This is a genomic window from Mycobacterium sp. E2479, assembly GCF_001667925.1.
In the GTDB taxonomy this organism is placed as follows: Bacteria; Actinomycetota; Actinomycetes; order Mycobacteriales; family Mycobacteriaceae; genus Mycobacterium.
The window spans coordinates 34332-58662 of sequence record NZ_LZJR01000165.1 but is presented as its reverse complement, the minus strand read 5'-3'; the positions used below and the strand labels follow the sequence as shown (position 1 = coordinate 58662).

At 67.2% G+C, this 24331-nt stretch carries 15 protein-coding genes; 13 read left to right on the top strand and 2 right to left on the bottom strand.

From position 1 onward, the window contains the following. The first annotated feature begins 2 nt into the window (after positions 1-2). Both A5686_RS25825 and A5686_RS25820 read left to right on the top strand, forming a co-directional pair. Positions 3-788 carry a 1-acyl-sn-glycerol-3-phosphate acyltransferase gene (locus tag A5686_RS25825; protein WP_067940376.1) on the top strand — a complete coding sequence of 262 codons (786 nt, stop codon included), beginning with the start codon at positions 3-5 and terminating at the stop codon, positions 786-788. A gap of 34 nt (positions 789-822) precedes the next feature. After that, positions 823-1638 (top strand): Cof-type HAD-IIB family hydrolase, encoded by an 816-nt coding sequence (locus tag A5686_RS25820; RefSeq protein ID WP_067940374.1) that lies wholly within the window; start codon positions 823-825, stop codon positions 1636-1638. A 52-nt stretch (positions 1639-1690) separates the two neighbouring features. Here the strand turns inward: A5686_RS25820 and A5686_RS25815 are convergent, their stop codons facing one another. Then, complete coding sequence (locus tag A5686_RS25815) at positions 1691-3331, bottom strand: LGFP repeat-containing protein (RefSeq protein ID WP_231986484.1); 1641 nt, start codon at positions 3329-3331, stop codon at positions 1691-1693. A gap of 127 nt (positions 3332-3458) precedes the next feature. Continuing rightward, complete coding sequence (locus A5686_RS25810) at positions 3459-4565, bottom strand: PirG (RefSeq protein WP_197520703.1); 1107 nt, start codon at positions 4563-4565, stop codon at positions 3459-3461. Between the two features lie 252 nt (positions 4566-4817). On the opposite strand from A5686_RS25810, the gene glf reads away from it, so the two are divergent. The 11 genes from glf to A5686_RS25755 all read left to right on the top strand — a co-directional run bounded on the left by glf (position 4818) and on the right by A5686_RS25755 (position 24269). After that, the gene (gene glf / locus A5686_RS25805; protein WP_067940366.1) at positions 4818-6026 is read left to right on the top strand and encodes a UDP-galactopyranose mutase; all 1209 of its coding nucleotides are present in this window, start codon (positions 4818-4820) and stop codon (positions 6024-6026) included. Positions 6027-6075: 49 nt separating this feature from the next. Beyond that, the gene (locus A5686_RS25800) at positions 6076-7962 is read left to right on the top strand and encodes a glycosyltransferase (protein ID WP_067940362.1); all 1887 of its coding nucleotides are present in this window, start codon (positions 6076-6078) and stop codon (positions 7960-7962) included. Continuing rightward, a complete protein-coding gene (locus A5686_RS25795) occupies positions 7955-8497 on the top strand; it encodes a phosphatase PAP2 family protein (RefSeq protein ID WP_197520702.1) in 543 nt (180 codons plus the stop codon). Before A5686_RS25800 ends, A5686_RS25795 begins: the two co-directional genes overlap by 8 nt. Then, positions 8494-9402, top strand: a complete 909-nt coding sequence (locus A5686_RS25790; protein WP_067940357.1) for a decaprenyl-phosphate phosphoribosyltransferase — start codon at positions 8494-8496, stop codon at positions 9400-9402. Before A5686_RS25795 ends, A5686_RS25790 begins: the two co-directional genes overlap by 4 nt. Then, entirely contained in the window at positions 9389-11362 is a 1974-nt protein-coding gene (gene aftB / locus A5686_RS25785; protein WP_304528451.1) for a terminal beta-(1->2)-arabinofuranosyltransferase, read from the top strand. Before A5686_RS25790 ends, aftB begins: the two co-directional genes overlap by 14 nt. A 390-nt stretch (positions 11363-11752) precedes the next feature. Next, the gene (gene ag85A, locus A5686_RS25780; RefSeq protein WP_067940350.1) at positions 11753-12790 is read left to right on the top strand and encodes a diacylglycerol acyltransferase/mycolyltransferase Ag85A; all 1038 of its coding nucleotides are present in this window, start codon (positions 11753-11755) and stop codon (positions 12788-12790) included. Between the two features lie 161 nt (positions 12791-12951). Then, positions 12952-13854, top strand: a complete 903-nt coding sequence (locus A5686_RS25775) for an esterase family protein (RefSeq protein WP_067940505.1) — start codon at positions 12952-12954, stop codon at positions 13852-13854. Positions 13855-14075: 221 nt separating this feature from the next. Next, positions 14076-15086, top strand: coding sequence for a cutinase family protein (locus tag A5686_RS25770; RefSeq protein ID WP_067940347.1), 1011 nt, complete (start codon positions 14076-14078; stop codon positions 15084-15086). A 324-nt stretch (positions 15087-15410) separates the two neighbouring features. Next, positions 15411-17309 carry a long-chain-fatty-acid--AMP ligase FadD32 gene (gene fadD32 / locus A5686_RS25765; protein WP_067940345.1) on the top strand — a complete coding sequence of 633 codons (1899 nt, stop codon included), beginning with the start codon at positions 15411-15413 and terminating at the stop codon, positions 17307-17309. Between the two features lie 13 nt (positions 17310-17322). Continuing rightward, positions 17323-22683 (top strand): polyketide synthase Pks13, encoded by a 5361-nt coding sequence (gene pks13 / locus A5686_RS25760; RefSeq protein ID WP_067940343.1) that lies wholly within the window; start codon positions 17323-17325, stop codon positions 22681-22683. A gap of 11 nt (positions 22684-22694) precedes the next feature. Beyond that, the gene (locus A5686_RS25755) at positions 22695-24269 is read left to right on the top strand and encodes an acyl-CoA carboxylase subunit beta (RefSeq protein WP_156750245.1); all 1575 of its coding nucleotides are present in this window, start codon (positions 22695-22697) and stop codon (positions 24267-24269) included. Positions 24270-24331: the final 62 nt, after the last annotated feature.

Below are 24331 nucleotides of genomic sequence, written 5' to 3'. Positions count from 1 at the left end.
ACATGCCCGAGGGGTTCTACCGGCTGGCGGAATGGATCGTCCCGCCGATGGTCGCGATGCAGGGCACCAAGTTCACGTATCACGGCCTGCAGAACATCCCCGCGCGCGGCGGCGCCTTGCTCGCCCAGAACCACACCAGCTACCTGGACTGGCTGCCGACGCTGATGGCCGTCCGGGAACGTCACCGGCGCGCCTACTTCATGATCAAGGCGGAAATGGCCGACGTGAAGGCCGTCAACTACGTCATCAACCACGCCCGGCTGATCCCGGTGGATCGGAGGTCGGGACACGACGCCCTTGATGTGGCGGTGCAACGCATGCGCGCCGGGGAGTTGATCGGGATGCATCCCGAGGCCACCATCAGTCGCAGTTTCGAACTGCGGGAGTTCAAGACCGGGGCGGCGCGCATGGCGCTGGACGCTCAGGTGCCGGTCGTTCCGATCGTGGTGTGGGGTGCTCATCGGATTTGGCCGAAGGACCATCCCAAGAAGGTGTTTCGCAACAAGGTTCCGATCACCGTGGCGGCCGGTCAGCCATTGGCACCACGGGGCACGCCTGAGCAACTCAACGCGCTGTTGCGCTCGGCGATGAATGACCTGCTGTATCGGGTGCAGGAGGAATATCCGCACCCGAAAGACGAATTCTGGGTGCCGCGTCGGCTGGGCGGCAGCGCGCCCACCCAAGAGGATTCCCGGGCCATCCGGTTGTCGGAGTTGCGGGAGCGGATGCAGAAATACGGAACCGACGGTGTGACGCGACCGGGGCAGACGCAGAGCGGGAAACATTGAGGGGTCCGGTCAGCTGCCAACGCGGGCGGTTTCGATGACGCTGCCGGCGCTCATCGCCTGCGACGTCGACGGCACCCTGTTCGACGACGACGAGAAGATCTCGCCGCGCACCCGCGACGCCGTCCGCGCCGCGGTAGCCGGCGGTGCGCAGTTCGTGGTGGCGACCGGCCGCCCGCCGCGCTGGATACGTCCCGTCGTCGACGCGCTGGGTTTCGCGCCGATCTCGGTGTGCGCCAACGGCGCCGTCATCTACGACGCCGCGACGGATCGGGTGATATCCACCCGCACCCTTCCCGTCGACACCCTGGCCGAGTTGGCCGAGCTGGCCACCAGTGTCATCCCCGGTGCCGGGTTGGCCGTCGAGCGTATCGGTGAAAGCGCCCATGACACGGCGACGCCGCAGTTCGTCAGCTCGCCGGGTTACGAGCATGCCTGGCTGAACCCGGACAACACCGAGGTGTCGATCCAGGATCTGCTCAGCGCCCCGGCGATCAAGCTGCTCATTCGCCGTGCCGGAGCGCGCAGCTCCGACATGGCGGCCGAACTGGCCAAGCACGTCGGGTTCGAGGCCGACATCACCTACTCCACCAACAACGGCCTGATCGAGGTCGTGCCGCCCGGGACCAGCAAGGCGACCGGCGTCGACGAGATCGCACGACCGCGCAGGATCGCACCCGAGGAGGTGGTGGCGTTCGGCGACATGCCGAACGACCTGCCGATGCTGCGGTGGGCCGGACATGGCGTGGCGATGGGCAACGCCCATCCCGACGTGCAGGCGGCCGCCGACGAGATCACCACCGCCAACAACGACGACGGGGTGGGCCGGGTGCTGGAACGCTGGTGGCTCTAGCGGCGCGAAAGACGCGCACCGCGCCGCGACGCGAGGAGATTGTCGCCATCGGTCAGGTGGGCGTCGGATGCGACGGCGGCGAGAAGTGCTCGGCCGGCACCGTTGGGCCGCTTGGCGATTCGGTCGTCAGCGGAACCGTGATTCCGTCCACCACCTCGGTGACGTTTCCGGTCAGCCGTTCATAGTTCAGCGTGCCGTGCTGGAAATTCTGCGTAATCTGCAGCGGCTGTTGGATTTCCGCGCTGGTCGGCAATCCGAGCGGGCCACGTTCGTAACTCTGTGAGGCCCATGCTTCGTAGATGGCGCCGGTGACCGGCTGGGCGCCCGTCACCGGCGACCAGTACATCGCACCGCGAGCAAAGGTGACGAAGCGGGCATCGCCTTCCGCGTCGTCTTCCGGCGAGGTCGGTGCTCCCAGCACGCTGTTCATTCCGCCGATCGCTTGCCAGTGGTCATAGATCGCACCGCCCCGCAATGCCTGGAGCAATTCTTCGGGCGGATCGTTGACATGCGAAGCGATATCACGTATTTCGTCCATCAGCGCATAGGCGCCATTGCCTGGGCAATCGGTGTTCCCGACGTCGCGGTGGGTGAAGATGGTCGGCAGCGTCGCGATGGAGCCGGTTGGAAAAGTCGTGTAGTGGCTGCCGGCTGACTCCAGTTGCACCGTGCCCTTGGGGTCGACGCCGTCCAGGCCCAGCCGCCAGCCGAGCAGCCGGCCTATGTTTCTGAGCTGGATCGGGGTAGGGGGCGCGTCGTCGAAGTTGCCGATCATTGCCACACCCCAGGTGTTGCGGTTGAATCCGCCGGTGTGGAAGGCCTCGACCGCCTTGGTGAGGCCGCCCGCGCTGCCCTCGAACACCTGGCCGTACTTGTCGACCAGCGCGTTGTAGGCGATGTCACACCAGCCCAGCGTCTTGCTGTGGTAGGTGTAAATGGCTTTGACGATCCCGGCTGATTCAAGCGGCGAATAGTCATTGCTGCCCGCGGTGTGGTGGACCACTGCGGCGCGAATCCCGTTGTCGTACTGCGGGGTACCGCATCGCAGCGACTCGTCGGCGCCCCAGTCGGCTCGGCTGATGATGGGGGGAGCCTGGCCGGGCATCAAGACTCCGGCCGGTGGTGTCCAATGCTTTTCGACCGGCGCCTGCGGTGGGGAGATGAGCACTGCCGAGATGTTCTGCCCGAAGGGCTGCTCCCTGGATGCCGGTTTGTAGCCCAGGTCGGTCTTCGCGCTTGGCGCCACCGGCGGGAGCGCCTGGGTCACTGTCGCGCCGAGCGGACGGGTGACCGCGATCTGGACGGTGGTGGTGGTGCCGACGAACACCGGATCGGTTCCGCGGGGTCCCTCTGTCGCCCCGCTGTGCTGATCCGGGTCGGGTGCCGCGGTTTCGTACTCGGTCTGATACCAGCGCCCCCACGACCCGTCGGGGCGCTTCGCGCGCACGCGGGTCGACGTGCCGGCCAGGTCGCCGGTCAGGGCGACCAAGGAGAACGGGGTGGCCTGACCGATTTCACGAACGGTGACGCCCGCGCCGAGCCCGATGAGCGGCTGCTCGACGAGTTGGGTGCCGCGCGACGGCGACGGGCTGGCGGTGCCACGGTCGCGTGTCGTGTCCGCCACCCACGAGACGAGGACGACGGTCGCCGCCATGGCGGTGAGCAACATCGTCGGCGCACGACTGCGAGGCACCAGCTGATGTTACGTGTGTTTCTAATGTTATCCATGAGACGACACGAACGGGGCGCTGCGCAATGTCCACAAATCGACGGCACCGCAGAAGATCTGCGGTGCCGTCTTGTGGAGAGTTTGAAAGGGACTAGACCGGGGGCAGTGCCGGTACCGCGCCGGCGGCCGCCGGCAGTGCACCGGCCGCACCCGCGGCGGCGGGCAAGGCGCCCGCAGCGGCACCCGGCAGGGCACCCGCGGCACCCGGCAGGGCACCCGCGGCACCCGGCAGGGCACCCGCGGCACCCGGCAGGGCACCGGCCGCACCCGGCAAGGCACCCGCAGCACCCGGCAGGGCACCGGCGGCGCCAGGCAGGGCACTCGCGGCGCCAGCGCCGCCATGCATGCCCTGGGTGATGGCCGGCATGACCAAGCCCTTGAGCAGGTCGATCGCCTGGCCGGCGCCCAATTGGTTGGCGGCCTGCATCACGTCGTTGACCAATCCGCCGCTGGCACCGCCGCCAGTGCCCGAGCCACTGCCCAGGCCGGTACCGCCGCCGCCGATCGGCGAAGCGTTACCGAAGGTGGACGGGTCGCCCAGGATCGGGTACGTGCCACCGACGCCCGGGTCCAACCCGGCCCCAGAGTCGATCGGCACCTCGCTCGGCGACAGCGTCGGGCCACCCAGGCCCGGTGTCACCCCAGCCGGACTGGTCAGCCCGGGGTTGGAAAGCGCAGGGTTGAGCCCGGCGCCAGGGGTCGCGACGCCGGCACCAGGGGTGGTCGGCAACGCCCCGGGCGCGGTGAGCCCGGGCGTCACGGGCGCCACACCGGGGTTGGTCAAACCGGGGCTGGCCAAGCCGGGACTCGTCAATCCGGGGCTGGTCAGACCGGGGCTGGTCAATCCGGGGCTGGTCATGGCCGGATTGGTCAGGCCCGTGGTCCCCAGACTGGGGCTTCCGAGGCCTGGAGTGCCCAGGCCGGGGCTGGCCAGACCTGGTGTGCTGGTGGCGCCCCCGCTCAAGGCGGGCACCGGGGGCAGGTTGATCCCGAATTGCGACAAGCCCTGCGACAGTGCGCCCATCAGCTCACCCGGCAGATCGCTCATCACCGCGGCTTGCTTGAACTCGTGATGCTCGGGCGCCTTGTTGTCGGCGGTCGATTCATAGACAAGGAAGTATGCGCAAGGACTCGCCACTGCCAGGGCGGCAACCGCGCTCATGGCTGTTGAGAGCTTGCGTCGGCGTCGGTTCGGCACGGAAGTCTCCTCAAATCTGACTGTGTGTTGTGTCGGCGCGTCCCACCGCTCCTATCTGGCGGAATCACACAGAGTCGATGGTACGAGTGGTGAACCTGTTACTAGAGTGGTGATATTGAATCGTGAGGCAATTGCGACCCCGACTGTGATCGCGGATTCCGGGCGCCCCAACGGCCGTCGTCACGGAGCCACGCCGCCGCATGGCCTCGCCAAATGGGTTAGGGCCACGCGGTCGGATACCCTAAGCAACCGATGACAGCTCGTTTCGATCTTTTCGTCGTCGGCTCTGGATTCTTCGGACTGACCATTGCCGAGCGCGTGGCTACCCAGCTCGGCAAGCGCGTCCTCGTCGTGGACCGCCGACCACACATCGGTGGCAACGCCTACTCGGAAGCCGAACCCCAGACCGGCATCGAGGTGCACAAGTACGGCGCCCACTTGTTCCACACCTCCAACAAAAGGGTGTGGGACTACGTGCGGCAGTTCACCGACTTCACCGACTACCGTCACCGCGTCTTCGCGATGCACAACGGGCAGGCCTACCAGTTCCCGATGGGGCTGGGCCTGGTGTCGCAGTTTTTCGGCAAGTACTTCACCCCGGACGAAGCCCGCAAGCTCATCGCCGAACAGGCCGCCGAGATCGACACCGCCGACGCGCAAAACCTGGAAGAGAAGGCGATCTCGCTGATCGGCCGGCCCCTCTACGAGGCGTTCGTCAAGGGCTACACCGCCAAGCAGTGGCAGACCGACCCCAAGGAGCTGCCCGCCGCGAACATCACCCGGCTGCCGGTGCGCTACACCTTCGACAACCGCTACTTCAGCGACACCTACGAGGGCCTGCCCGTCGACGGTTACACGGCCTGGCTGCGCAACATGGCCGCCGACGACCGCATCGAGGTCAGGCTGGACACCGATTGGTTCGACGTGCGCGACCAGCTGCGCGCGGAGAGCCCCGACGCGCCGGTCGTCTACACGGGCCCGCTGGACCGCTACTTCGGCTACGCCGAGGGCCGCCTCGGTTGGCGCACCCTGGACTTCGAGGTGGAAGTGTTGCCTACCGGTGATTTTCAGGGGACGCCGGTGATGAACTACAACGACCTGGACGTGCCATACACGCGCATCCACGAGTTCCGGCACTTCCACACCGAGCGCGACTATCCCGCCGACAAAACCGTGATCATGCGGGAGTATTCGCGCTTCGCCGAAGACGACGACGAGCCCTACTATCCGATCAACACCGAGGCCGACCGCGCCCTGTTGGCCGCCTACCGGGCCAGGGCGAAGGCCGAGACCGCGTCGTCGAAGGTACTGTTCGGCGGCCGGCTGGGCACCTACCAATACCTGGATATGCACATGGCCATCGCCAGCGCCTTGAACATGTACGACAACGTCCTCGCGCCGCACCTGCGGGACGGCGCATCCCTGACGGAAGCCCAGAACAAAGAGGAAGGCGCGCGCTGATGCGCGCCATGACGATGCGAAGCAATGCGATGAGAAGGAGTGGCGCCCAATGAGTGCCGTGAGCCTGCTGTCCCGGATCATCCTGCCGCGTCCCGGTGAGCCGCTCGACGTGCGCAAGCTGTATCTCGAGGAGTCGACGACCAACGCCCGGCGCGCCCACGCCACCAGCCGTACCTCGCTGGAGATCGGCAAAGAGTCCGAGGTATCGTTCGCCACCTATTTCAACGCGTTTCCGGCCAGCTACTGGCGGCGCTGGTCCATCTGTCAGTCGGTGGTGCTGCGCGTCGAGCTGACCGGAACCGGACGCGTCGACGTGTACCGGACCAAGGCCACCGGGGTGCGAATCTCCGTGGAAGGCCGCCAATTCGTGGGCACCGACGAGCAGCCGGCCATCGTCGAGATCGAGGTGGCGCTCAAGCCTTTCGAGGACGGCGGCTGGATCTGGTTCGACATCACCACCGACACCGCGGTCAACCTGATCAGCGGCGGCTGGTATGCCACCGAGCCCGCTCCGGGCACGGCCAACATCGCCGTCGGCATCCCCACGTTCAACCGCCCCGCGGACTGCGTCAACGCGCTGGCCGATCTCACGGCGGATCCGTTGGTGGACGCGGTAATCGGTGCGGTCATCGTTCCCGACCAGGGCGCCCGCAAGGTGCGCGATCACCCGGACTTCCCGGCCGCGGCCGCCGGTCTGGGCAGCCGGCTGACCATTCACGACCAGCCCAACCTCGGCGGGTCCGGCGGCTACAGCCGCGTGATGTATGAGGCGCTGAAAAACACGGACTGCCAACAGATCCTGTTCATGGACGATGACATCCGCATCGAACCCGACTCGATCCTGCGGGTGCTGGCGTTGCACCGCTTCGCCAAGACGCCGATGCTGATCGGCGGGCAGATGCTCAACCTGCAGGAGCCGTCGCATCTGCACATCATGGGCGAGGTCGTCGACGAGTCGAACTTCATGTGGACCGCCGCTCCGCACGCCGAGTACGACCACAACTTCGCCGAATTCCCGTTGAACAGCAAGAACTCTCGCAGCGCACTGCTGCACCGGCGCATCGACGTCGACTTCAACGGCTGGTGGACGTGCATGATCCCGCGGCAGGTCGCCGAGGAGCTGGGCCAGCCGCTGCCGCTGTTCATCAAGTGGGACGACGCCGAGTACGGTCTGCGTGCCGGTGAGCACGGCTATCCGACCGTCACGCTGCCCGGCGCCGCGATCTGGCACATGGCCTGGAGCGACAAGGACGACGCCATTGACTGGCAGGCCTACTTCCATCTGCGCAACCGGCTGGTGGTGGCCGCCTTGCACTGGGACCGCGACATCACCGGCCTGGTCCGCAGCCACCTCAAGGCGACACTCAAACACCTTGCCTGCCTTGAGTATTCGACGGTCGCAATTCAGAACAGGGCCATCGACGACTTCCTCGCCGGGCCTGAACACATCTTCTCGATACTGGAATCCGCACTGCCCGAGGTGCATCGCCTGCGCAAGGATTACCCGGACGCCGTCGTGCTGCCGGCGGCAAGCGAACTCGCGGCGCCCCAGCACAAAACCAAGGCGATGAAGCCGCCGGTGAATCCGGTGTCCATCAGCTACCGGCTGGCACGTGGAATCCTGCACAACATCACCAAGGCTGACACGCAATCCCACACGCGGCCCGAGTTCAACGTGCCGACCCAGGATGCGCGCTGGTTCCGGCTGTGCACGGTCGACGGCGTGACGGTCACCACGGCCGACGGTTGCGGCGTGGTCTACCGCCAGCGGGACCGGCGAAAGATGTTCTCGCTGTTGTTCGCATCGCTGCGCCGTCAGCGTCAGCTGCTCAGCCGGTTCGACGAGATGCGGCGGGTGTACCGCGACGCGCTGCCCGTGTTGTCCAGCAAGCAGAAGTGGGAGACGGCGTTGCTGCCAGCCGCAGAACATGCATGAGGCCGCTGCCGCAGAGGCACCGCGCGGCGAGGTGGCCGCGCTGGTCGCCGTCCAGGCCGCATTGAGCGATCGTCCCGGGGCGCTCCCCGTGGCGCGTGCGCTGTCCCACTTCGGTGAGCACAGCATCGGGTGGGTGGCCGTCGCCGTCCTCGGGGCGGTGCTGTCCCCGAAGCGGCGGTGGGACTGGCTGGTGGCCGGGGCAGGGGCGTTCGCCGCACACACCACCGCCGTCATCGTCAAGCGGATCGTGCGTCGTAAGCGGCCGTCCCATCCCGCAGTCGTGGTGAACGTCGGCACGCCGAGCCAACTGAGTTTTCCCTCCGCACATGCCACGTCGACCACCGCTGCGGCGATTCTGCTGGGCCGCACCGCCGGTCTACCACTGCCTGCTGTCTTGGTGCCGCCGATGGCGTTGTCGCGGATGCTGCTGGGTGTGCACTACCCCAGCGACGTGGCCTTCGGCATCGCCCTCGGTGCCGTCGTTGCGGCGATCGCGCGCCGCGCACGAGAGGTCGCAAGAGGTGAAGCCGAATGAGTGAGGACGTCGTGACCCGACCGTCGGGCAACCTGGTCACCGGGGTGATCAAGGCGATACGACCCCGGCAATGGGTGAAGAACGTATTGGTGCTGGCCGCTCCGGTGGCCGGGCTGGGCAGCGGTATTCGGTATGACTACCCACAGATGCTCACGCAGGTGGGGTTGGCGTTCGTGGTGTTCAGCCTGGGGGCCTCGTCGGTGTATCTGGTCAACGATGTGCGCGACGTCGAGGCCGACCGCGAGCACCCGACCAAACGGTTTCGCCCGATCGCAGCCGGCAACGTCCCCGAGTGGCTGGCCTACTTCCTGGCGGTTCTGCTGGGTGTGGCTTCGCTGGGCATCGCTTGGATCGTGACGCCGAACCTGACACTGGTGATGGCCGTCTACCTCGTGATGCAGCTGGCGTACTGTTTCGGCCTCAAACATCAAGCCGTGCTTGACATTTGCATAGTGTCGTCGGCGTATCTGCTGCGGGCGATCGCCGGCGGCGTGGCCACCGATATCCCGCTGTCGCAGTGGTTTCTGTTGTCGGCAGCGTTCGCTTCGCTGTTCATGGTGGCGGGCAAGCGCTACGCGGAGTTGCAACTCGCCGAGCGCACCGGCGCGGCAATTCGCAAGTCGCTGGAGAGCTACACCAGCACCTACCTGCGATTCGTCTGGACGCTGTCGGCCACCGCGGTGGTGATCTGCTACGGCCTGTGGGCGTTCGAGCGTGACCGCCACTCAGGATCTTGGTTCGCGGTGTCCATGGTCCCGTTCACCATCGCCATCCTGCGCTACGCGGTCGACGTCGACGGCGGGCTGGCCGGCGAACCCGAAGACATCGCGCTGCGTGACCGGGTGCTGCAGCTGCTGTTTTTGGCGTGGATCGCGACAGTCGGAGCCGCCGTTGCCTTCGGTTAGCCCCGAACTGCAGGCTCTCAAAGCGCGGATGATGCGCAGCCGGCCGGTGATCAGGCGGCCCGGCTGGCCGGTGTTTCCGTACACCACCATGGTGCGGGTCAGCCTGTGGATCAGCGTGGCGTTGGTCGCCCTGCTGTTCGGCTGGGGGAGTTGGCAGCGCCGCTGGATCGCCGACGACGGCCTCATCGTGCTGCGCACGGTGCGCAATCTGCTCGCGGGCAACGGACCGGTGTTCAACCAGGGCGAGCGGGTCGAAGCCAACACCTCGACCGCCTGGACCTACCTGATGTACGTCGGTAGCTGGGTGGGCGGCCCACTGCGCATGGAGTACGTGGCGCTCGCGCTCGCGCTGGTGCTTTCGGTCGCGGGTGTGGCGTGGGCGATGCTGGGCGCCGCAAGGCTGTACGCGCCGAGCCTGCGGGGCCGCAAGGCCGTCATGTTGCCCGCCGGCGCGCTGGTGTATATCGCTCTGCCCCCGGCGCGCGACTTCGCCACGTCCGGCCTGGAGAGCGGTTTGGCGCTGGCCTATCTCGGGCTGGTGTGGTGGATGATGGTCTGCTGGGCGCAGCCGGTGCGCAACCGCCCGGACAACAAAGTGTTCGCCGGCCTGCTGGCTTTCGTCGCCGGGTTCAGTGTGCTGGTCCGGCCCGAGCTGGCGCTGATGGGCGGCCTGGCCCTAATCATGATGCTGATCGCCGCCCGGACCTGGCAGCGCCGGGTGCTGATCGTGGTGGCCGGGGGTTTCGTGCCGGTCGCCTACGAGGTCTTTCGCATGGGTTATTACGGCCTGCTGGTACCCGGTACCGCCCTGGCCAAGGACGCGGCCGGGGACAAGTGGTCACAGGGCATGATCTACCTCTCCAACTTCGATGCGCCCTACGCGGTGTGGATACCCGTGGTGCTCCTCGTGCTGCTGGGGGTGCTGCTGTTCGCCGCCCGTCGGCGGCCGTCGTTTTTGCGCCCGGCGCTGGCGCCCAACTACGGGCGGCTGGCCCGGGCCGTGCACAGTCCGCCCGCGGTGGTGGCGTGGGTAGTGGTGAGCGGTCTGTTGCAGGCCCTGTACTGGATCCGGCAAGGCGGCGACTTCATGCATGCACGCGTGCTGCTGGCTCCGTTGTTCTGTCTGCTGGCTCCGGTCGCGGTCATCCCGATCGCCATCCCCGACGGCCAGGACTATTCGCGGGAGACCGGCAACTGGGTGGCCGGCGCCGCGGGCGCGTTGTGGCTGGGACTGGCCGGATGGGCGCTCTGGGCGGCGAACTCACCGGGGATGGGCGACGATGCCACCCACGTCACCTACTCCGGGATCGTTGACGAACGCCGCTTCTATGCCCAGGCCACTGGTCGCGCACATCCGCTGACCGCCGCGGACTATCTGGGCTATCCGCGCATGGCGGCGATCCTCACCGCCCTCAACAACACCCCCGAAGGGGCGCTACTACTTCCGTCGGGCAATTACATCCAGTGGGACCTGGTGCCGATGGCCCAGCCACCGCCGGGCGACAAGTCCCCGCAAAAACCCCAGCATGCCGTGTTTTTCACCAACCTCGGCATGGTTGGCATGAATGTCGGGCTCGATGTCAGGGTGATCGATCAGATCGGTTTGGCGAATCCGCTTGCGCAACACACGGAACGGCTCAAGCACGGCCGCATCGGGCACGACAAGAACCTCTTTCCCGACTGGGTGATCGCCGACGGCCCCTGGGTGAAGTTGCCACCGGGGATTCCGGGCTACCTGGACGCGCAGTGGGTCGCGCAGGCCGTGTCGGCGTTGCAATGCCCGGATACGAAGGCGGTGCTCAGCTCGGTGCGCGCCCCGATGACCCCGCACCGGTTCTTGTCCAACCTGGTGAATTCCTACCGGTTCACCAAGTACCGGATCGACCGGGTGCCGCGCTACGAACTGGCCCGGTGTGGGCTGCCGGTACCCGAAGAGGTGCCGCCCCCACCTCGCGAGTAAGCGTCGCGCAGAAGAAATTTCGGCATACGTCGAACAAATCACAGCGCGCCACCCGCGAAAAAATGGTAGCAACATCACATTTGGCCTCTCACCAGCTGGCGACGGCCGTCAAGCACATGTGAATCATTGCTTTTTAGACACATGTTGCGGTTGAAAACCGCTGGGTACGAGGGCCGCTCGACGGCCCGTCCCCGTGCCTCGATGCGACCGAACGGCGCAACGTGTGGTTGACTACACGAGCACTCCTGCGCTTGGCGCGGCGACGATGCGGACCGCGACGGTCTGATAAGAAGCCGTGCATTCGGGTTTGTGCAGGCAGTTCGACCAATCAAGACAGTGACCGATCGGTGAAATGCGCCGAAAGGCCGCAAGAAGGATGAGGAAGCAAGGATGACGCTTGTCGACAGATTGCGCGGCGCCGTGGCGGGTATGCCGCGCCGGCTCGTCGTGGCGGCCGCGGGTGCGGCGCTGCTCTCGGGCCTGATTGGCGCCGTCGGAGGCTCGGCGACCGCCGGGGCCTTCTCTCGCCCGGGTCTGCCGGTGGAGTACCTGCAGGTTCCGTCCGCCGCAATGGGCCGCGACATCAAGGTTCAGTTCCAAAGCGGTGGCGCCAACTCACCCGCGCTGTACCTGCTCGACGGTATGCGCGCGCAGGACGACTTCAACGGTTGGGACATCAACACCCCGGTGTTCGAGTGGTACCTCCAGTCCGGCATTTCGGTTGCCCTGCCGGTCGGTGGCCAGTCCAGCTTCTACTCCGACTGGTACAAGCCCGCCTGTGGCAAGGCCGGCTGCACCACCTACAAGTGGGAGACCTTCCTAACCAGCGAGCTGCCCCAGTACCTGTCGTCGCAGAAGCAGGTGAAGCCGACCGGCAGCGCTGTGGTCGGTCTGTCGATGGCCGGCTCGTCGGCGCTGATCCTGGCCGCCTACCACCCGCAGCAGTTCATTTACGCCGGCTCGCTGTCGGCGCTGCTGGACCCGTCGCAGGGGATGGGCCCGTCGCTGATCGGCCTGGCCATGGGTGACGCCGGTGGCTACAAGACCGCCGACATGTGGGGTCCCAAGGAGGACCCGGCGTGGGCCCGCAACGACCCATCGCTTCAGGTCGGCAAGCTGGTCGCCAACAACACCCGCATCTGGGTGTACTGCGGTAACGGCAAGCCGTCGGACCTGGGCGGCGACAACCTGCCGGCGAAGTTCCTCGAGGGCTTCGTGCGGACCAGCAACCTGAAGTTCCAGGACGCCTACAACGCCGCCGGTGGCCACAACGCGGTGTGGAACTTCGACGCCAACGGCACCCACGACTGGCCCTACTGGGGCGCGCAGGTGCACGCCATGCTGCCCGACCTGCAGTCGACTCTGGGCGCCACCCCGGGTGCGGGTCCGGCCACGGCCGCCAACGCCGGTAATGGCCAGGGCACCTAAACACGCAGAGCAGTAACGACGAGCGGCGGGAACCCTCAGGGGTTTCCGCCGCTTGTTGTGTGTGGGCGTGTGACTTGTTTCACTACCCGGCGCGCGGGGGAACTACGGCGCTGGCTAATGTGCTTTCAGCGACTACACGATGGAGGGTGGACATGACGGTCGTGCGGGGTATGTCGGCGCTTTTGCGGGTGTTCTGCGTAGCCGTGCTGGCGGTCGGGTTGGCCTTCGCGCTGCAGACCGCCGCGACGGCCGGCAAGGCCAGAGCGGCAGGCTACGAAAGCCTGATGGTTCCGTCGGCGGCGATGGGCCGCGACATCCCGGTGGCCTTCATGGCCGGTGGCCCGCACGCGGTCTACCTGCTGGACGCCTTCAACGCGGCCCCGGACGTGAGCAACTGGGTCACCGCCGGCAACGCGATGAACACCCTCGGCGGCAAGGGCATCTCGGTGGTGGCCCCGGCCGGCGGCGCGTGGAGCATGTACACCAACTGGGAGCAGGACGGCAGCAAGCAGTGGGACACGTTCCTGTCCAGCGAGCTGCCCGATTGGCTGGCGGCCAACAAGGGCCTGGCGCCCGGCGGCCACGCCGCCGTCGGTGCCTCGCAGGGTGGCTATGGTGCGATGGCTCTTGCCACCTTCCACCCCGATCGCTTCGGCTTCGCCGGGTCGCTGTCCGGATTCCTCTACCCGTCGAGCACAAACTACAACGGCGCGATCCTGGCCGGCCTGCAGCAGTTCGGCGGCGTCGACGGCAACGGCATGTGGGGAGCCCCGCAGCTGGGCCGGTGGAAGTGGCACGATCCCTACGTGCACGCCTCGCTGCTGGCGCAGAACAACACCCGCGTCTGGGTCTACAGCCCGACGAACATGGGCGGCGACGATGCCGCGATGATCGGCCAGGCCGGCGCGGCGATGGGCAGTTCGCGCGAGTTTTACCAGCAGTACCGCAGCAACGGCGGTCACAACGGCCACTTCGACTTTCCCGCGGGCGGCGACAACGGCTGGGGTTCATGGTCGGGGCAGCTCGGGGCGATGTCGGGTGAAATCGTCGGCGCAATTCGCTAGCGGCGATCGCAAGCGCGGCGAAGCCGGGCGCTGCGGGTCGGCGCCGTTGGGTTAAGGCGATCGCAAGCGCGGCGAAGCCGGGCGCTGCGGGTCGCTGCGCGACTGATCCAGCCATCGCTGCCCGGCCGGATCACGCAGCCGAGCCGGTACCGTGTAAAGGGTGCAGCAGGGGTCGGGAGGGCCGCGTAGCTGCGATCCACTGACTCTGCTGGCAGGAGAACATGGCTACAAACGCGCGGCGTAAGCGGCAACGCACCCTCGCCTGGATCGCCGCACTGTCGGTCGCCGCCGTCGTCCTGTTAGGCATCTTGGCCGCGGTGACCTTGCTGCGCGGGCACGGATCGGAGCCCAGCGCGGTCCCGCCCGGGGTGCTGCCCCCGCCGTCGACAAGCACGCACCCGCACAAGCCGCGACCCGCGTCTCAGGACGCTTCCTGCCCCGACGTGCTGCTGGTCAACGTCCCCGGCACGTGGGAGTCCGCCGTACAGGACGATCCCGCCAACCCCGTGCAATTTCCCAATGCGCTGCTGCACAAGGCGATCGCGAGCCTCACCCAGCAGTTCCCGTGGTCTCGGATGCAGGCGTACACCACTCCGTACACCGCGCAGTTCCACAACCCGCTGAGTGGCGACACGCAGATGTCCTACAACGCCAGCCGGGCCGAAGGCACCCGCGCGACGGTGCAGGCGATGACGGACATGAACGCCAAGTGCCCGCTGACCAGTTACGTGTTGGTGGGTTTTTCGCAGGGCGCGGTGATCGCCGGCGACATCGCCAGCGACATCGGCAACGGGCGCGGACCCGTGGACGACGACCTGGTGTTGGGTGTGACGTTGATCGCTGATGGTCGTCGCCAGATCGGGGTCGGCAACGACATCGGGCCCAACCCGCCGGGGCAAGGCGCCGAGATCACGTTGCACGAGGTGCCCATCCTGTCCGGAATGGGGCTGACCATGACCGGTGAGCGGCCGGGCGGTTTCGGCGACCTCAACGGCAAGACCAACGAGATCTGCGCACCGGGCGACCTGATCTGCGCCGCTCCGGAGGAGGCCTTCAGCATCGCGAACCTGCCGACCACGCTGAACACCTTGGCCGGCGGGGCCGGTCAGCCGGTCCACGCGCTGTACGCGACGACGCAGTGCTGGAGCATCGACGGGGCACCGGCGACCGACTGGACGCTCAACTGGGCTCACGGTCTGATTGCAAATGCGCCACAACCAAAACACGGATGATCGGGGCGGCGGGACACAAGCGTCACGTAGCGGTTGCCGATGGCGATCAGCGGTACCTTGTGATTTGGTCTGCTGTAGGCGGCCCCGTAACATTAAGAGGAATTTAAGAGCTATCGGACCTTTGTCGCGCACCCGATCGGGTGGATGCTGGCTTGGGCTGGCACATCACCGGCGTTCCCCGAGGGGTGCCGTGCGAGGTCTGGCGGGTGCGTTGAGACATGAAACCGTCGGCATGGCCGACCGCAGAACGAAGCCGTCGGCGGAGCCGACCTAGGAACAAAGTGTCGGCCGGGCCGACCGAAACAGGTGTGACAGGAGAGCGGCATGGCGTACCACAACCCGTTCATCGTGAATGGAAAGATCAAGTTCCCGGACAACACGAACCTGGTCAAGCACGTTGAAAAGTGGGCGAGGGTTCGCGGCGACAAGCTCGCTTACCGGTTCGTCGATTTCTCCACCGAACGTGACGGCGAGTACCGCGACATCGTGTGGCGCGACTTCAGCGCCCGCAACCGGGCCGTGGGTGCCCGCCTGCAGCAGGTCACCCAGCCGGGTGACCGTATCGCCGTGCTGTGCCCGCAGAACCTCGACTACCTGATCGCATTCTTCGGTGCGTTGTACGCCGGCCGGATCGCGGTGCCGTTGTTCGACCCCGCCGAGCCCGGTCACGTGGGCCGCCTGCACGCTGTCCTCGACGACTGCTCCCCCTCGACGATCCTGACCACCACCGATGCCGCCGAGGGCGTCCGCAAGTTCATCCGCGCCCGTTCGGCCAAGGAGCGGCCCCGCGTCATCGCCGTCGACGCGGTCCCCAACGAGGTCGCGTCGACCTGGGAGCCGCCGGAGGCCGATGAGAACACCATCGCCTACCTGCAGTACACGTCGGGCTCCACCCGGACCCCGACCGGCGTGCAGATCACCCACCTCAACCTGCCCACCAACGTGCTGCAGGTGCTCAATGGCCTGGAAGGCAAGGAGGGCGACCGCGGGCTGAGCTGGCTGCCGTTCTTCCACGACATGGGTCTGATCACGGCGCTGCTCTCGCCGGTGCTGGGTCACAACTTCACGTTCATGACGCCGGCCGCCTTCGTGCGTAGGCCGGGCCGGTGGATTCGGGAAATGGCGCGCAAGCCCGAGGACGATCCCGACAGCGAGGTCTTCACCGTTGCACCGAACTTCGCGTTCGAGCATGCGGCGGTCCGCGGGGTTCCCAAGGAGGGCGAGCCGCCGCTGGACCTGAGCAACGTCAAGGCGATCCTCAACGGCAGCGAGCCGGTGTCCCCGGCGTCCATGCGCAAGTTCTACGAGGCGTTTGCGCCCTACGGTCTGCGGGAGACTGCGATCAAGCCGTCCTACGGCCTGGCCGAGGCGACGCTGTTCGTCTCCACCACGCCGATGGACGAGGCGCCCACGGTCATCCACGTCGATCGCGACGAGCTGAACAAGCAGCGCTTCGTCGAGGTGGTGGCCGATTCGCCGAAGGCCGTTCCCCAGGTTTCGGCCGGCATCATCGGCGTCGACGAGTGGGCCGTGATCGTCGACCCGGAGACCGCGAGCGAGCTGCCGGACGGTCAGATCGGCGAGATCTGGCTGCACGGGAACAACCTGGGCACCGGCTACTGGGGCAGGGAAGAAGAGACCAACGACATCTTCCGCAACATCCTCAAGTCGCGGATCAGCCAGTCGCACGCCGAGGGCGCCCCCGACGACGGCACCTGGGTCAGGACCGGTGACTACGGCACGTACCACAAGGGTCACCTCTACATCGCGGGACGCATCAAGGACCTGGTCATCATCGACGGCCGCAACCACTACCCGCAGGACCTCGAGTACTCGGCGCAGGAAGCCAGCAAAGCGCTGCGTACCGGCTACGTGGCCGCCTTCTCCGTGCCGGCCAACCAGCTGCCGAAGGAAGTGTTCGACAACCCGCACACCGGCATCAAGTATGACCCCGACGACAGCTCCGAGCAGCTGGTGATCGTCGCCGAGCGCGCCGCGGGCTCGCACAAGCTGGATTACCAGCCCATCGCCGACGACATCCGGGCCGCGATCGCCGTGCGTCACGGCGTCACCGTCCGTGACCTGCTGCTGGTGCAGTCGGGAACGATCCCGCGCACCTCCAGCGGCAAGATCGGGCACCGCGCCTGCCGCGCGGCCTACCTCGACGGCAGTCTGCGAAGCGGCGTCGGTTCCCCGACGGCATTCGCCAGCTCCACTGACTGAATCCCTTAGGACCATGGCTGACACTGAGCATCCCGAAAACGAAACCCCGACCCCAGGCGGGGAGGTGCCCGCCAAAAAAGTCGATATGACCGTCCCCGAGATGCGCGAATGGCTGCGCAACTGGGTGGGCCGGGCCGTCGGGAAATCACCCGACGACATCGATGAGTCGGTGCCGATGGTCGAGTTGGGCTTGGCGTCGCGCGACGCCGTGGCGATGGCCGCCGACATCGAGGACATGACCGGCGTGACCCTGTCTGTCGCGGTTGCGTTCCAGCACCCCACGATCGAATCGCTGGCCACCCGCATCATCGAAGGCGAACCCGAGGTCGCCGACGACGAACTCGACGGCGCCGACTGGACGCGCACCGGCCCGGCCGAGCGGGTCGACATCGCGATCGTGGGCCTGTCGACCCGGCTGCCCGGCGACATGAACTCGCCGGACGAGACCTGGGCGGCACTGATGGAGGGCCGCGACGCCATCACCGATCTGCCCGAGGGCCGGTGGTCGGAATTCCTCGAGGAGCCGCGCATCGCCCAGCGCGTCGGCACCGCCCGCACCCGGGGCGGCTACCTGAAGGACATCAAGGGCTTCGACTCCGAGTTCTTCGCGGTCGCCAAGACCGAGGCCGACAACATCGACCCGCAGCAGCGGATGGCGCTGGAGCTCACCTGGGAGGCGCTCGAGCACGCCCGGATCCCGGCGTCGAGCCTGCGCGGCGAGGCCGTCGGCGTGTACGTCGGCTTCTCCAACAACGACTACCAATTCCTGGCCGTGTCCGACCCGACGGTTGCGCACCCCTACGCGATCACCGGTACGGCCAGCTCGATCATCGCCAACCGGGTGTCCTACTTCTACGACTTCCGCGGGCCGTCGGTGGCGCTGGACACCGCCTGCTCGAGTTCGCTGGTGGCGACGCATCAGGCGGTGCAGGCGCTGCGCAACGGCGAGTGCGACGTGGCGATCGCAGGTGGCGTCAACGCGCTGCTCACGCCGTTGGTGACGCTCGGCTTCGACGAGATCGGCGCGGTGCTGGCCCCCGACGGCCGGATCAAGTCCTTCTCCTCTGACGCCGATGGCTACACCCGTTCCGAGGGTGGCGGCATGTTCGTGCTCAAGCGGGTCGACGATGCCCGCCGCGACGGCGATCAGATCCTGGCCGTCATCGCCGGCAGCGCGGTCAACCACGACGGCCGGTCCAACGGGCTGATCGCCCCCAATCAGGATGCCCAGGCCGAGGTGTTGCGCCGGGCCTACAAGGACGCGGGGATCGATCCGCGCACTGTCGACTACATCGAGGCGCATGGCACCGGCACCGTCCTGGGTGACCCGATCGAGGCGGAGGCGCTGGGTCGCATTGTCGGGCGGGGCCGCCCGGCTGACCGTCCAGCGTTGCTGGGTGCGGTGAAAACCAATGTGGGACACCTGGAGTCGGCGGCCGGCGCGGCGAGCCTGGCCAAGGTGGTGCTGGCGTTGCAGCACGACAAGCTGCCGCCGTCCATCAACTTCGCCGGCCCGAGCCCCTACATCGACTTCGACGGCATGCGCCTGAAAGTCGTTGACAGCGCTAGCGATTGGCCGCGTTACGGTGGCTACGCGCTGGCCGGGGTGTCCAGCTTCGGCTTCGGCGGGGCCAACGCCCACCTGGTGGTGCGCGAAGTGCTGCCCCGCGACGTCGTCGAGCGCGAAGCCGAGCCGCAGCCCGTCGCGGCGGCCCCGACCGCCGACGCGGCCGAGGTGCCCGCGCTGGAAAGCCACTCGCTGCGGTTCGACGACTTCGGCAACATCATCCCTGACCCCTCCGAGGTGGAGGAGGAAGCCTACGAGCTTCCCGGCGTCACCGACGAGGCGCTGCGCCTCAAAGCGATCGCGTTGGAAGAGCTTGCGGCACAGGAGGAGTCGGAGCCCACCAAGCCACTGATCCCGCTTGCGGTGTCGGCGTTTTTGACCTCGCGCAAGAAGGTTGCGGCCGCCGAGCTCGCGGACTGGATGGAAAGCCCGGAGGGGCAGGCGTCGTCGCTGGAATCCATTGGCCGGGCACTCTCGCGGCGCAACCACGGCCGTTCGCGCGCGGTGGTGCTGGCCCACGACCATGAAGAGGCCATCAAAGGCCTGCGCGCGATCGCCGAGGGCAAGCAGCGGCCCAACGTGTTCAGCGTCGACGGGCCGGTCACCAGCGGTCCGGTATGGGCGATGGCCGGTTTCGGTGCGCAGCACCGCAAGATGGGCAAGAACCTGTACCTGCGCAACGAGGTCTTCGCCGAGTGGATCGAGAAGGTCGACGCGCTGATCCAGGACGAGCGTGGCTACTCGGTGCTCGAGTTGATCCTCGACGACTCGGTCGACTACGGCATCGAAACCAGCAACGTCGTCATCTTCGCGATCCAGATCGCCCTGGGCGAGTTGCTCAAGCACCACGGCGCCAAACCCGCTGCGGTGATCGGCCAGTCGCTCGGTGAGCCCGCGGCGGCTTACTTCGCCGGCGGCCTGTCGCTGGCGGACGCGGCCCGCGTGATCGCGTCGCGCTCGCACCTGATGGGCGAAGGCGAGGCGATGCTGTTCGGCGAATACATCCGGCTGATGGCGCTCGTCGAGTACTCCGCCGACGAGTTGAAGACCGTGTTCGGCGACTTCCCCGGCCTCGAGGTGTGCGTCTACGCCGCACCCAGTCAGACCGTGATCGGCGGTCCGCCCGAGCAGATCGACGCGATCGTCGCCCGCTGTGAGGCGGAGGGCCGCTTCGCCCGCAAGCTGCAGACCAAGGGTGCCGGCCACACGTCGCAGATGGATCCGCTGCTCGGCGAGTTCTCCGCCGAGCTGCAGGGAATTCATCCGCTGAGCCCGACGGTCGGGATCTTCTCGACGGTGCACGAGGGCACCTACATCAAGCCCGGCGGCGAGCCGATCCACGATGTCGCGTACTGGGTCAAGGGAATGCGGCATTCGGTCTACTTCACCCACGGCGTGCGCAACGCCGTCGACAGCGGCCACACCACGTTCCTGGAGCTCGCGCCCAACCCGGTGGCGCTGATGCAGATCGGCCTGACCACCGCCGCAGCGGGTCTGCATGACGCCCAACTGATTCCGACGCTGGCCCGCAAGCAGGACGACGTCGAGTCGATGATCTCGGCGATGGCCCAGCTCTACGTCCACGGCCACGACCTCGACATCCGCACCTTGTTCACCCGTGCGCAAGGTCCGGAGGACTACGCGAACATCCCGCCGACCCGGTTCAAGCGCAAAGAGCACTGGCTGGACGTGCACTTCTCCGGCGACGGCTCGGTGATCATGCCGGGCACCCACGTGGCGTTGCCAGACGGTCGCCACGTCTGGGAGTACGCACCGCGTAACGGCGAGACGGATCTGGCCGCGTTGGTGAAATCCGCTGCCACACAGGTTCTTTCGGATGCCCAGCTGGTGGCGTCCGAGCAGCGCGCGGTGCCCGGTGCGGGCGCCCGGCTGGTGACGACGATGACCCGGCACCCCGGTGGCGCCTCGGTGCAGGTGCACGCCCGCATCGACGAGTCCTTCACCCTGGTCTACGACGCGCTGGTGTCGCGGGCCGGTCAGAGCGTGGCCGCGTTGCCGACCGCTGTAGGCGCCGGTGCGACCATCGCCGCCCCGGCCTCGAGCGGCGCGGTCGACGCGGCAGGTGCTGCATCCGAGCCGCCGGCCGAACAGGAGGACGACGCCGAGACGCTGTCGGACAGCCTGACCAACCGCTACCTGCCGTCCAACGTGGGCAGGTGGACGCCGGATTCCGGCGAGACCATCGGTGAGCGCCTGGGCATGATCGTCTCGGCGGCCATGGGTTACGAGCCCGAGGACCTGCCGTGGGAGGTGCCGCTGATCGAGCTCGGCCTGGACTCACTGATGGCGGTGCGGATCAAGAACCGTGTCGAATACGACTTCGACTTGCCGCCAATCCAATTGACGGCCGTGCGCGACGCCAATCTCTACGCCGTCGAGAAGCTGATCGAGTACGCGATCGAGCACCGCGACGAGGTCGAGCAGTTGCACGAGCACCAGAAGACGCTTACGCCCGAGGAGATCGCCAAGGAGCAGGCCCAGCTGCTCAGCGGCGCAACGCCGACCACGGCCGCCGCGCCCGCACCGGACCCGCAGGCGGAGCCCGAGACTCAGCCGGCACCGCCACCGCCGGACGACGCGACGATCCCGCCGCCGCCGACGGATCCGTCCGGCCCGAAGGGCGCCGCGACCAACGGCGCAAAGCCGGACCTGGCGGGAGCGCTCAGCCAGGAGGCGGTGGCCAAAGCGCTGAATTCCGATGTGCCGCCACGCGATGCCGCCGAGCGGGTTACCTTCGCCACCTGGGCGATCGTCACGGGCAAGTCGCCGGGCGGCATCTTCAACCCGCTGCCCAAGCTCGACGGGGACACCGCGGCAAAGATGGCGCAGCGGCTCTCGGAGCGCGCCGACGGCGCCATCACCGCCGAGGACGTCCAGACGTCGGAGACCATCGAGGCGCTGGCCGAAAAGGTGCGCCAGTACCTGGAGGCCGGTCAGATCGACGGCTTCGTCCGAACCCTGCGGGCTCCGCAGGACGAGTCGCAGATACCCGTGTTCGTGTTCCACCCGGCCGGTGGCTCGACCGTGGTCTACGAGCCGCTGCTCAAGCGCTTGCCCGCGGATACGCCGGTGTATGGGTTCGAGCGCGTGGAGGGCACCGTCCAGGAACGGGCCGCCCAGTACGTGCCGAAACTGCTGGAGATGAACGAGGGCAAGCCGTTCATCCTGGCCGGGTGGTCGCTCGGCGGCGCGCTGGCATATGCGTGCGCGATCGGTCTGAAGCGGGCCGGGGCCGACGTGCGCTTCGTCGGGATGATCGACACCGTGCGCGCCGGCGAGGAGATCCCGCAGACGCAGGAGGAGACCCGCAAGCGCTGGGACCGGTACGCGAAGTTCGCCGAGCGCACCTTCAACGTCGAGATTCCCGCGATCCCCTACGAGCAGCTCGAAGAGCTCGACGACGAGGGGCAGGTCAAGTTCGTGCTGGACATCGTCCAGCAGAGCGGCGTGCAGATCCCGGGCGGCATCGTCGAGCATCAGCGGACGTCCTACCTGGACAACCGCGCGCTCGAGACCGTTCAGATCGAGCCGTACGACGGCCACGTGACCCTGTACATGGCCGATCGCTACCACGATGACGTCATCCAGTTCGAGCCGCGATACGCGATCCGCAAGCCCGACGGCGGCTGGGGGGAGTACGTGGCCGACCTCGAGGTGGTGCCGATCGGCGGCGAACACATCCAGGCCATCGACGAACCGATCATCGGCAAGGTCGGTGCTCACCTCACTGACGTGCTGAATAAGGTGGAGGCCGAAACCAGTCAGACGAGTGAGGTGGGCAAGTAGTGACGGAGACCGTGCCGGCTTCGGGGGCAGCTCCCATCCAGCACACCACCGCCGAAAAGCTGGCCGAGCTCCGAGCCCGCCTCGAGTTGGCCAAGGAGCCCGGCGGCGAGAAGGCCGCCGCCAAGCGCGACAAGAAGGGCATTCCGAGCGCCCGCGCGCGGGTCCACGCTCTGGTCGATCCGGGCACCTTCCTGGAAGTCGGGGCGCTGGCCAAAACGCCCAACGACCCGAATGCGCTCTACGGTGACGGCTGCATCACCGGCCATGCCATGATCGACGGCCGTCCGGTCGGGGTGTTCTCCCACGACCAGACCGTGTTCCAGGGGACGGTCGGCGAGATGTTCGGCCGAAAGGTCGCGCGCCTGATGGAGTGGTGCGCGATGGTCGGCTGCCCGATCATCGGCATCCAGGACTCCGGTGGCGCCCGGATCCAGGACGCGGTCACCTCGCTGGCGTGGTATGCCGAGCTGGGTCGCCGGCACGAGGCGCTGTCCGGACTGGTGCCGCAGATCTCCCTCATCTTCGGCAAATGCGCTGGGGGAGCGGTCTATTCGCCGATCCAGGACGACCTGTTGGTCTCGGTGCGCGACCAGGGCTATTTCTTCGTCACCGGCCCCGACGTGATCCGGGAGGTCACCGGTGAGGACGTCACCCTCGATGAGCTCGGCGGCTCGGACGCCCAGGCCCGCTACGGCAACATCCACCAGGTGGTGAATTCCGAGGCCGAGGCGTTCCAGTACGTGCGCGACTTCCTGTCGTTTCTGCCGTCGAGCGCGGTCAGCGAGCCGCCGATCGTCAACCCGGGCCTGGAGCCCGAGACGACCCCGACCGATCTGGAGCTCGACACGATCGTTCCGGACTCGGACAACATGGCCTACGACATGCACGAGATCCTGTTGCGGATCTTCGACGACGGAGACTTCCTCGAGGTCGCGGCGCAGCACGGGCCGGCCATCATCACCGGGTACGCCCGGGTCGACGGGCGCCCGGTGGGTGTGATCGCCAACCAGCCCATGCACCTGTCGGGGTCGATCGACAACGAGGCCTCCGACAAGGCGGCGCGATTCATCCGGTTCTGCGACGCGTTCAACATCCCGCTGGTCTTCGTCGTGGACACGCCGGGCTTCCTGCCGGGCGCCGAGCAGGAGAAGAACGGCATCATCAAGCGCGGCGGCCGGTTCCTTTACTCGGTCGTCGAGGCCGACGTGCCGAAAGTGACGATCACGGTCCGCAAGTCCTACGGCGGCGCCTACGCCGTGATGGGCTCGCGGCAGCTGACCGCCGACTTCAACTTCGCCTGGCCGACCGCGCGCATCGCGGTGATCGGCGCCGAGGGGGCGGCGCAGCTACTGATGAAACGATTCCCCGACCCCACCACGCCCGAGGCGCAGCAGATCAAGAAGGACTTCATCGAGGGCTACAACCTCAACATGGCAATCCCGTGGACCGCGGCCGAGCGCGGCTTCATCGACGCGGTCATCGACCCTCACGAAACCAGGCTGTTGCTGCGCAAGTCGATGAGGCTGCTGCGGGAGAAGCAGCTGTGGTTCCGCACGGCACGCAAGCACGGTCTCATCCCGATTTGATCCTGTCGCCGGCGCTGGAGTCGGCCGTCAATAGGTGAGTGCCGAACGTGCTAGCGGATGCG